This window comes from Trichocoleus sp. FACHB-591, from assembly GCF_014695845.1.
Classification (GTDB): Bacteria; Cyanobacteriota; Cyanobacteriia; order FACHB-46; family FACHB-46; genus Trichocoleus.
Map to the genome: position 1 here is coordinate 71,481 of NZ_JACJPA010000047.1, position 8,313 is coordinate 79,793.

Below are 8,313 nucleotides of genomic sequence, written 5' to 3' on the forward strand. Positions count from 1 at the left end.
CAAAGGGAGACTTCAGAATAACAGCATAGACCTTTGCAATTTCTCTGCGGAGAATTTATGTATCGTATGTTTCGGATGAAAACCAGTGCTATTGCTTTGTTACTAGGGGCGATCGCCACTGCCAGCCTCTTGAATGCCTGCTCGACACCCAGTCAAAATCAGGCTCAAACTCCTAACCCCGCTGCTACTACGGCTGGCTCAAACCAACCAATGAATCATGGCAACGCGCATCACAGCGGCACGATGGACCACAGCGCCAGCATAGAGCTAGGCCCAGCCAATGCCGAATATGACTTGCGATTTGTAGATGCCATGACTCCACACCACGAGGGAGCGGTAGCAATGGCAAAAGAGGCGCAGCAGAAGTCGCAGCGACCCGAAATTCAGAAGTTAGCAGCCGATATTATCGCGGCACAAAATAAAGAAATTGGAGCACTGAAGCAGTGGCGACAAGCCTGGTACCCCAACGCCAGTGCTCAACCCGTCGCTTGGAATGCTCAGATGGGTCACGCCATGCCAATGTCACCGGATCAAAGAAAAGGCATGGCAATGGATATGGACTTAGGAACAGCCGATGCTGAGTTTGATCTGCGCTTCATCAATGCCATGATTCCACACCATGAGGGAGCGGTAACGATGGCCCAAGATGCTCTCAGCAAGTCCAAGCGCCCAGAAATCAAACAACTGGCTCAAGCCATCATCAAGTCCCAAGAAGCTGAAATTCAGCAGATGCAGCAATGGCGACAAGCTTGGTACCAACGGTGAAAACAAGTTAGTACCAAAACTGCATGTTGTCTGACTTAGTAAAAGCCTAGCGATCGCCCCCAAGCGAAAATTGCCCTCCAGCAAGCGCTCTACCCAGGAAACCACCATGACCCCCCCGCCCCAATCCTCTATCTTTCAGCTCACAAGCACTCTCCTAACCGTGCTGCTGTTGACCGCTCCCATTCAGAGCTTGGCTCATAAGGGACATGGAGACAACGAATTTCAGGGGGGTAGCCAAACGACTCAAGCCGCTGGGGCAATTCCAGTCGATGCGAAAACGGCTCAGCTCATGGGGCTGAAAGTAGAGCCTGTGACTCGTCAGCGGTTGGCCTTTGGCCTCAAGACTACGGGCCAAATTGAACCTTTGCCTAATCAGCAGGTAGAGGTGACGACTCCCGTAAAAGGTACCGTGACCCGTCTGCTCGTGAGTCCCGGCGATCGTGTCAAAGCGGGGCAGGCGGTGGCAACCATGACGAGTCCTGAACTGGCAGAACTGCGAACTACAGCCCTCGATCGGCGTTCCGAGGCGATCGCTTCTGTGCAACAAGCTCAAGCAGATTTACAACTGGCGCAACAGAACTATGCCCAGCAACAGAAAATCGCGGCTACTGAGTTGGCTCAAGTTCGCAGTGAAGTCAGTTTTGCCCAAGAGCGCTTTGACAAAGATCGGGAGCTATTGGCTAACGGCGCGATCGCCAGACGCACATTTCTAGAGTCGGAAACAAAACTGGCTCAAGCCCAGGCAGCCCTGACCAAAGCTGAAAGCCGCTTATCAGTTTCGGAAGCTACCTCACAACTGCGACATGCCGCATCAGCAGTACAGGTAGCCCAGTCACGGGTCAATCTGAGCGACGAAACCTATCAAACTCGGTTACGACAGCTAGGTGCGAATGCCAATGACGATGGCACGATTACCATTACGGCTCCAATTGCAGGAACTGTGGCTGATCGCGAAACCACGACAGGGGAATCAGGCGAAGACGCTGGCAAAAAGGTGATGACCATCATCAACGATAGTAGCGTGCAGGTCAGCGCCAATATTTATGAAAAAGATCTAGACCGCATTCAGACGGGGCAACGAGTGCAAGTAAAAGTGGCAAGTTTGCCCGATCGCACTTTTACAGGTCGCATCAGTGTGATTGGCGCTGCTGTGCAAGGGGAGACGCGCGTGATGCCTGTCAAAGCTGAGTTAGAGAATTCTGATGGGCTGTTGAAACCGGGGATGTTTGCGGAGTTGGAGGTTCTGACCGATCGCAGCCCTACTCCTGTGCTAGCTATTCCCAAGTCTGCACTGGTGGAAACGAATGACAAACAGATTGTTTTTGTGCAAAACGGCGATGCCTTCCAATCGACCGAAGTGACTTTGGGTCAAGCCTCAGGGGAGTTAGTTGAGATCAAAAACGGACTCTTTGATGGCGATCGCATTGTCACCCAACGAGCCATGCAACTCTATGCCCAATCACTACGTGGCGGCAGCAAAACCGCTGAGGATCACGAGCATGGGGAGACAACCACCACGACGAGTCGCCAACCCACAATCCCTTGGTGGATGGTTATTCCAGTGGGAGGGGCGATCGCGGCAGGTACGTTTGGGGCAGGCGTGTACTGGGCTAATCGTCCTCATCGTCGAAGTTTTAGGGTTCCTCAAGATTATGACTTACCAGATATTCCGGAGCAGGACAGGACTCGCGTTCCTATAACTTCACAGGCTTCAGAGTCAGAGCGTTCTCTTCGTTAGCGACATTGAGCGAACTTTTATGCTAAGCGCCATTATTAAATGGGCGATCGCCCGTCGCTGGCTGGTGATTCTAGGCGCGATCGTCATCACAATTTGGATTTTTCGGACGATCATCCAAATGCCGCTGGATGTGTTTCCCCCCTTTGCTCCACCCCAAGTCGAAATTCAAACCGAAGCGCCTGGACTCGCGCCAGAAGAAGTCGAGTCACTGGTGACGCTGCCGATTGAAAGCGCCATCAATGGGACTCCCGGAGTGACAACGGTTCGTTCATCCAGTGCGGCCAGTATTTCGGTGGTGCGAGTGATTTTCAACTGGGGCACCGATATCTATCAGGCTAGACAGTTGGTCACAGAGCGCTTGCAATCGGCTCAAAGCAAGCTACCGGAAGGCGTGGAAACCCCGGAAGTTGCTCCGATTAGTTCTCCGATTGGCACGATCGTTACTTATGCCTTCACCTCCCAAACCACAGACTTAATGCAAGTGCGACGGCTGGTAGATTGGCAAGTCACCAATCGCCTCTTAGCCGTACCTGGAGTCGCTCAAGTTATCATCTTTGGCGGCGATGTGCGGCAGTACCAGGCCTTAGTGGCACCGGAAAAGCTGCAAGCTTTTAATGTGTCTTTGCAGGATGTCACGGAGGCCGTAGCAGCAGCCAATGTGAACGCACCAGGAGGGTATTTAATTACCCCGGATCGCGAGAAGCTGATTCGCGGTATTGGCCGCATTGAAGACATTGAAGCGCTCAAGCAATCGGTGATTACAGCCCGCAATGGCACTCCAGTCAGGATTACCGAAGTCGCTGAGGTCAAAATTGGCGCAGCCGTGAAGCGAGGGGATGCCAGCGTCAACGGCCAAAAAGCGGTGGTGGCGATCGTGAATAAACAGCCACTTGCAGACACGCCTACCGTGACTCGCGCGGTTGAAGCGGCAATGGCCGAGTTGAAAGTGGGTTTGCCGTCGGATATTCAAGTGGCTACCACGTTTCGGCAGGAAACCTATATTGATTCCTCGATCGAAAACGTGCGAGAAGCGCTGCTCGAAGGCAGTATTATCGTCGCCTTGATCTTGATTCCGTTCCTGATGAATTGGCGCAATTTAGCCGTCTGTTTAGCTGCTCTGCCACTCTCCTTACTCATCGGGATCTTGGCGCTGAATTGGCTGGGCCAGGGCTTGAACACGATGACCTTAGGAGGCTTAGCCGTTGCCATTGGCTCTGCGGTCGATGATGCGATCGTCGATGCTGAGAACGTCTACCGTTGTCTGCGCGAAAACAAGTATTCCTCCCACCCCCGTCCCGTTCTAGAGGTCGTGTTTGAAGGTTGTCAAGAAGTGCGGGATTCGGTGTTTGGAGCCACGATCATCACCGTTGTCGTCTTCTCTCCTATCTTTGCGCTGACGGGAGTCGAAGGCAGCATCTTTATCCCGATGGGGTTGGGGTATTTAGTCGCGGTGCTGGCCTCTAGTGTGGTTGCCTTAACCGTCACCCCAGCTCTCTGTGCGATTTTGCTGCCCTACGGTCGCTTACCGGAACGGGAACCTTGGGTAGCTCGCTTTTTCAAAGGGCTCTATCTACCACTCTTGACGTTCTCAATGCGGCGATCGCCCCTGATTCTAGGCTTGGCGATCGCCAGTTTAGTCGCTACTGCCATCATCGTGCCGTCATTTGGGCGGATCTTCTTACCGGAGTTTCAAGAGCAATCGCTAGTGAACACGCTGCTGCTCTACCCTGGTTCCTCTCTGGAAGCAACCAACAGTGCCGCCTCAGTATTAGAGCATCAGCTCAAGGATGACTCCAGATTTGCCTCCATTCAGGTGAGGGCGGGACGGGCGGAGGGGGATGCCGATGCTGCTGGGGTGAATTTGGCGCATATCGATGTGGAGCTGAGCCCGGCGGGGATGAAAGACCGCCAAACCACGTTGGAAGCTTTGCGCCAAGAGTTCAACCAGGTTCCGGGAGCGGCTCCTAATGTGGGTGGCTTTATCTCTCACCGGATGGATGAGGTGCTATCAGGTGTGAGAAGTGCGATCGCCGTCAAAATCTTTGGTCCCGATTTGGAACAACTCCGTATCCTGGGTCAGCAGGTGAATGATGTGATGCAGTCGGTTGAGGGCATTGTGGATTTGCAATTAGAACCCCAAATCCCGGTGGAGCAAATCCAAATCCAATTTGATCGCGGGACAGCGGCGAGATACGGCTTGAGCATGGGGCAGCTCTCCGAAACGATTGAAACCGCCCTGAATGGACGAGTGGTGTCTCAAGTTTTAGAACAGCAGCAAACCTTTGATTTGGTGGTTTGGCTCAACCCAGCCGCCCGCCAAAGCATAGACGCGATCGCGAACTTGATGGTCGATACGCCCAATGGCAATAAAATTCCGTTGGCTCAAGTCGCAACGATTCAGGAAGGCACAGGCCCAAACACCATCAACCGGGAGAATGTCTCGCGCCTGATCGTGGTGGCGGCCAACGCTCAAGGGAGAGCCTTGCGCTCAGTGGTCAACGACATTCAGGCTCAGGTGCAGCAACAAGTTCAATTACCCCCTGGTTATTACATTCAGTATGCGGGGCAGTTTGAGGCCGAAGAACGCGCTAGTCAAAACATCCTCCTCTTCAGCGCGATCGCCTTTGTGGTGATTACGATCATCATGTATCTCTCGGTGAAGTCGATTCCTTCCACGGCTGCGATCATGATCAATTTGCCGTTGGCTTTGGTAGGAGGCGTAATTGCCGTGGCTTTAACCGGAGGAATTTTATCGATCGCGTCGTTGGTGGGCTTCGTCACCTTGTTTGGAGTCGCAACCCGGAATGGCCTGCTGCTGGTGGATAACTACAACACCAAGTTTGCCGAAGGAATGCCACTCAAAGACATTTTGATCAAAGGTTCAATGGAGCGGCTAAACGCCATTCTGATGACCGCGTTTACTTCAGCCTTAGGGTTAGCTCCCTTAGTCGTGGCGGGCGGACCCGGAAAGGAAATTTTGCAACCCCTAGCGATCGTGGTTCTGGGCGGGTTATTCACCTCTACAGCGTTGACTCTACTGGTCCTGCCTGCTCTCTATGCCAAATTTGGCAAGCATCTGTTTCCTAACCTCTCTTCTACCAACCAGGAGAAAAATTATGCAATTAAAAGTTAGTGCGATCGCTGCGGTCACCCTCGGACTTCTATTCTTAGGGGCTTGCAGCAATGGTAATCAGACCAATAATCAAGCCACCAATTCAACCAGTAGCCCTGCTGTCTCTACAGCCACCAGCCCTAGTTCTGCTCCAGCAGATAATCACGGGGGACAAGGAGGACAAGTGGTTGAGTCGGGTCCGTATCACTTAGAACTCGTCACTGCCAAAGAAGCAGCAGGGACTCACATCGACTTCTTCTTGCAAAAGGGAGACAATCACGAGCCTATTGCCAATGCCAAAGTCACCGCTCAAGTGCAGTTACCCGATGGCAGTCAGAAATCCTTAGACATGAAATATGACGCGCAAGGTCAGCATTACGCTGCCATCTTGCCGGAGAGTAACGCTGGAGAATATAAAGTCGCCATTCTTTCAGATATCGGCGGTGAGAAGGTGAATGGTCGCTTCAGCTTCAAACAGTAGCACCGAGCGGGAACCACAAGCGAATGCGAATTCTACTGGTAGAGGATGAAGTTGATCTCGGCAAAGCGATTCAGCGCGTCTTAAACCGAGAAAAATATGTGGTGGATTGGGTGCAAGATGGTACCACCGCTTGGGAGTATTTGAATACAGAATGGGTTGAGTATACGCTGGCGATCTTCGACTGGATGCTCCCAGGCTTATCTGGTGTGGAACTCTGCCAGCGACTCCGCGCCCAGCAAAAGTCTCTCCCTGTTTTGCTGCTCACGGCTAGGGACCGCATGGAAGATAAGGTCGTAGGCTTAGATGCAGGGGCCGATGATTATCTCGTCAAACCGTTCGGGATGGCAGAACTTCTGGCCCGGATGCGAGCCTTACAGCGGCGATCGCCCCAACTGCAACCGTCGCAACTACAGGTGGGACATCTACTGTTAGATTACGGGACGCATCAGGTTTTTCTCCAGGTTGCGAGTGGAGAAACAGCAGCGATCGCCCTGACTGCCAAGGAGTTTCAGACTCTGGAATACTTCATGAAACATCCCAACCAAGTGGTCACCAGCCAACAGTTGATGGATCAGCTTTGGGAGGTGGGAGCGGAACCAACTAGCAATGTGGTAGCAGCGCAAATTCGTCTGCTCCGACGCAAACTGGCTGACGCAGGCTGTGATGGCTTGATTGAGACTGTGCATGGCCTCGGCTACCGACTCTACGCCCATGCAGCAAAATAAGCTATTTAATCGCACTCGCGCTCAACTGGCGGGCTGGTACGCTGGCGTTATGGGGCTGATTCTTAGTGTCAGTGGCTTGGTTGCTTATGAAATGTTGGCATACACCCACTGGCAAGCGGTAGAACAAGAACTGAAGTCGATTTCGGGCACGCTACACGACACCCTAGAGCCTAAGTTGCAACGACCTAATCAGCTTGAACCTGTGGTCAAACAGGTCCTGCCAGGGTTATGTGTAGTAGGCACGAGCTGCTCCCAAGACACGCAATCTCGACACGTTCTCGGCATTGTCCAAACAGGCCACTACTACGTGCGCTTCTTTGATCAATCGGGGCAAATGTTGGCTCAACTCAGCTCACCACCCCCAGGATTACCACCGCCAACGACTCAAGAAGGCTGGCAGACTATTCGCGACCATAATGGCAGCCGCTACCGCCAAGTTACCTTGTTGCTAAAAACCGCTACAGGAGGTCCTTGGAGCTATATGCAGATTGGGCGGTCGCTCCAGGAATTTGATGACCATCTCGCCACCCTCAGATTATTGCTCGCAGTCGGATTGCCGCTCTCCATGCTGATGGTAGGAGGTGCCAGTTGGTGGCTTGCAGGATTGGCGATGCAGCCTGTTTTCCACTCCTACGCCCAAATACAACAGTTCACCGCTGATGCAGCTCATGAATTACGCACCCCGATCGCGGCGATCCGCGCCACTGTGGAAGCAGTTCTCGACACGGATTCTCTCTCGTCTGAGGAAGTGCAAGAAACCCTAAGCGCGATCGCTCGCCAGAACCACCGACTGGCTGCCCTAGTGCAAGATCTCTTGCTGCTCTCTCGCATGGATCAAAAGAAGTCGGTAGACAGGCATCAGTCTTGCTGTCTCAATGACTTAATCAGTGACTTGGTAGAGAGTTTATCGGTGCTTGAGATTGCTGCTCCGATTCAGTTAACGGCCCAGATCCGAGCTAACGAACCGTTATATGTCACAGGAGATGAAAATCAGCTCAGCCGATTGATCGCTAATTTGATTGTCAATGCTCTGCAATACACTCCTAACGGTGGGATCGTGACAGTGACTTTAGAGCAAGCGGATACCCACGCTCTGATTCATATTCAAGACACCGGAATTGGCATTGCCTCAGAACATCAATTACGCATTTTTGAGCGCTTCTATCGGGTCAGTGGCGATCGCTCTCGCCAAACGGGAGGCGCTGGATTAGGGCTAGCGATCGCCAAGGCCATTGTTGAGGCCCATCAAGGCAGCTTGAAAGTACAAAGCGAGCTAGGTAACGGCAGTAGATTCACAATTTGCCTGCCTTTAGAGTAGTTTCACACCTGCTAAACTATAAACCTTATCGGAAATTAGGACTTAGAATTATACCGTGCACCTGGAATGAGGTCGGTAGATGAAAATGACATATGCGGAACTACGAACCAAACCGCAGACCTTGTGTAGTTTAACCGGGCTCACCCCCAAAGAGTTTGAGGCTTTGTTAGAGAG

6 protein-coding genes are annotated in these 8,313 nt (G+C 52.5%); all 6 read left to right on the plus strand.

Features of this window, described 5'->3' with window-relative positions:
• Window positions 1-57 precede the first annotated feature (57 nt).
• The 6 genes from H6F90_RS10535 to rppB all read left to right on the plus strand — a co-directional run bounded on the left by H6F90_RS10535 (window position 58) and on the right by rppB (window position 8,139).
• Window positions 58-765 carry a DUF305 domain-containing protein gene (locus H6F90_RS10535; protein ID WP_190552435.1) on the plus strand — a complete coding sequence of 236 codons (708 nt, stop codon included), beginning with the start codon at window positions 58-60 and terminating at the stop codon, window positions 763-765.
• Between the two features lie 106 nt (window positions 766-871).
• Window positions 872-2,503 (plus strand): efflux RND transporter periplasmic adaptor subunit, encoded by a 1,632-nt coding sequence (locus H6F90_RS10540; protein WP_190552436.1) that lies wholly within the window; start codon window positions 872-874, stop codon window positions 2,501-2,503.
• Between the two features lie 19 nt (window positions 2,504-2,522).
• Window positions 2,523-5,636: an efflux RND transporter permease subunit gene (locus tag H6F90_RS10545; protein WP_190552437.1), complete on the plus strand. Its 3,114-nt coding sequence runs from the start codon at window positions 2,523-2,525 to the stop codon at window positions 5,634-5,636.
• Complete coding sequence (locus H6F90_RS10550; protein ID WP_190552438.1) at window positions 5,620-6,096, plus strand: hypothetical protein; 477 nt, start codon at window positions 5,620-5,622, stop codon at window positions 6,094-6,096. The genes H6F90_RS10545 and H6F90_RS10550 overlap by 17 nt, the downstream gene beginning before the upstream one ends.
• Window positions 6,097-6,119: 23 nt before the next feature.
• The gene (rppA, locus tag H6F90_RS10555; protein ID WP_190552439.1) at window positions 6,120-6,821 is read left to right on the plus strand and encodes a two-component system response regulator RppA; all 702 of its coding nucleotides are present in this window, start codon (window positions 6,120-6,122) and stop codon (window positions 6,819-6,821) included.
• Window positions 6,781-8,139 (plus strand): two-component system sensor histidine kinase RppB, encoded by a 1,359-nt coding sequence (gene rppB, locus H6F90_RS10560; RefSeq protein WP_242024414.1) that lies wholly within the window; start codon window positions 6,781-6,783, stop codon window positions 8,137-8,139. The genes rppA and rppB overlap by 41 nt, the downstream gene beginning before the upstream one ends.
• Window positions 8,140-8,313: the final 174 nt, after the last annotated feature.

Bases quoted from the DNA above. Each gene is read 5' to 3' on its own strand.
- H6F90_RS10535 (WP_190552435.1), top strand. From the start codon at position 58: ATGTATCGTATGTTTCGGATGAAAACCAGTGCTATTGCTTTGTTACTA.
- H6F90_RS10540 (WP_190552436.1), top strand. From the start codon at position 872: ATGACCCCCCCGCCCCAATCCTCTATCTTTCAGCTCACAAGCACTCTC.
- H6F90_RS10545 (WP_190552437.1), top strand. From the start codon at position 2,523: ATGCTAAGCGCCATTATTAAATGGGCGATCGCCCGTCGCTGGCTGGTG.
- H6F90_RS10550 (WP_190552438.1), top strand. From the start codon at position 5,620: ATGCAATTAAAAGTTAGTGCGATCGCTGCGGTCACCCTCGGACTTCTA.
- rppA (WP_190552439.1), top strand. From the start codon at position 6,120: ATGCGAATTCTACTGGTAGAGGATGAAGTTGATCTCGGCAAAGCGATT.
- rppB (WP_242024414.1), top strand. From the start codon at position 6,781: ATGGCCTCGGCTACCGACTCTACGCCCATGCAGCAAAATAAGCTATTT.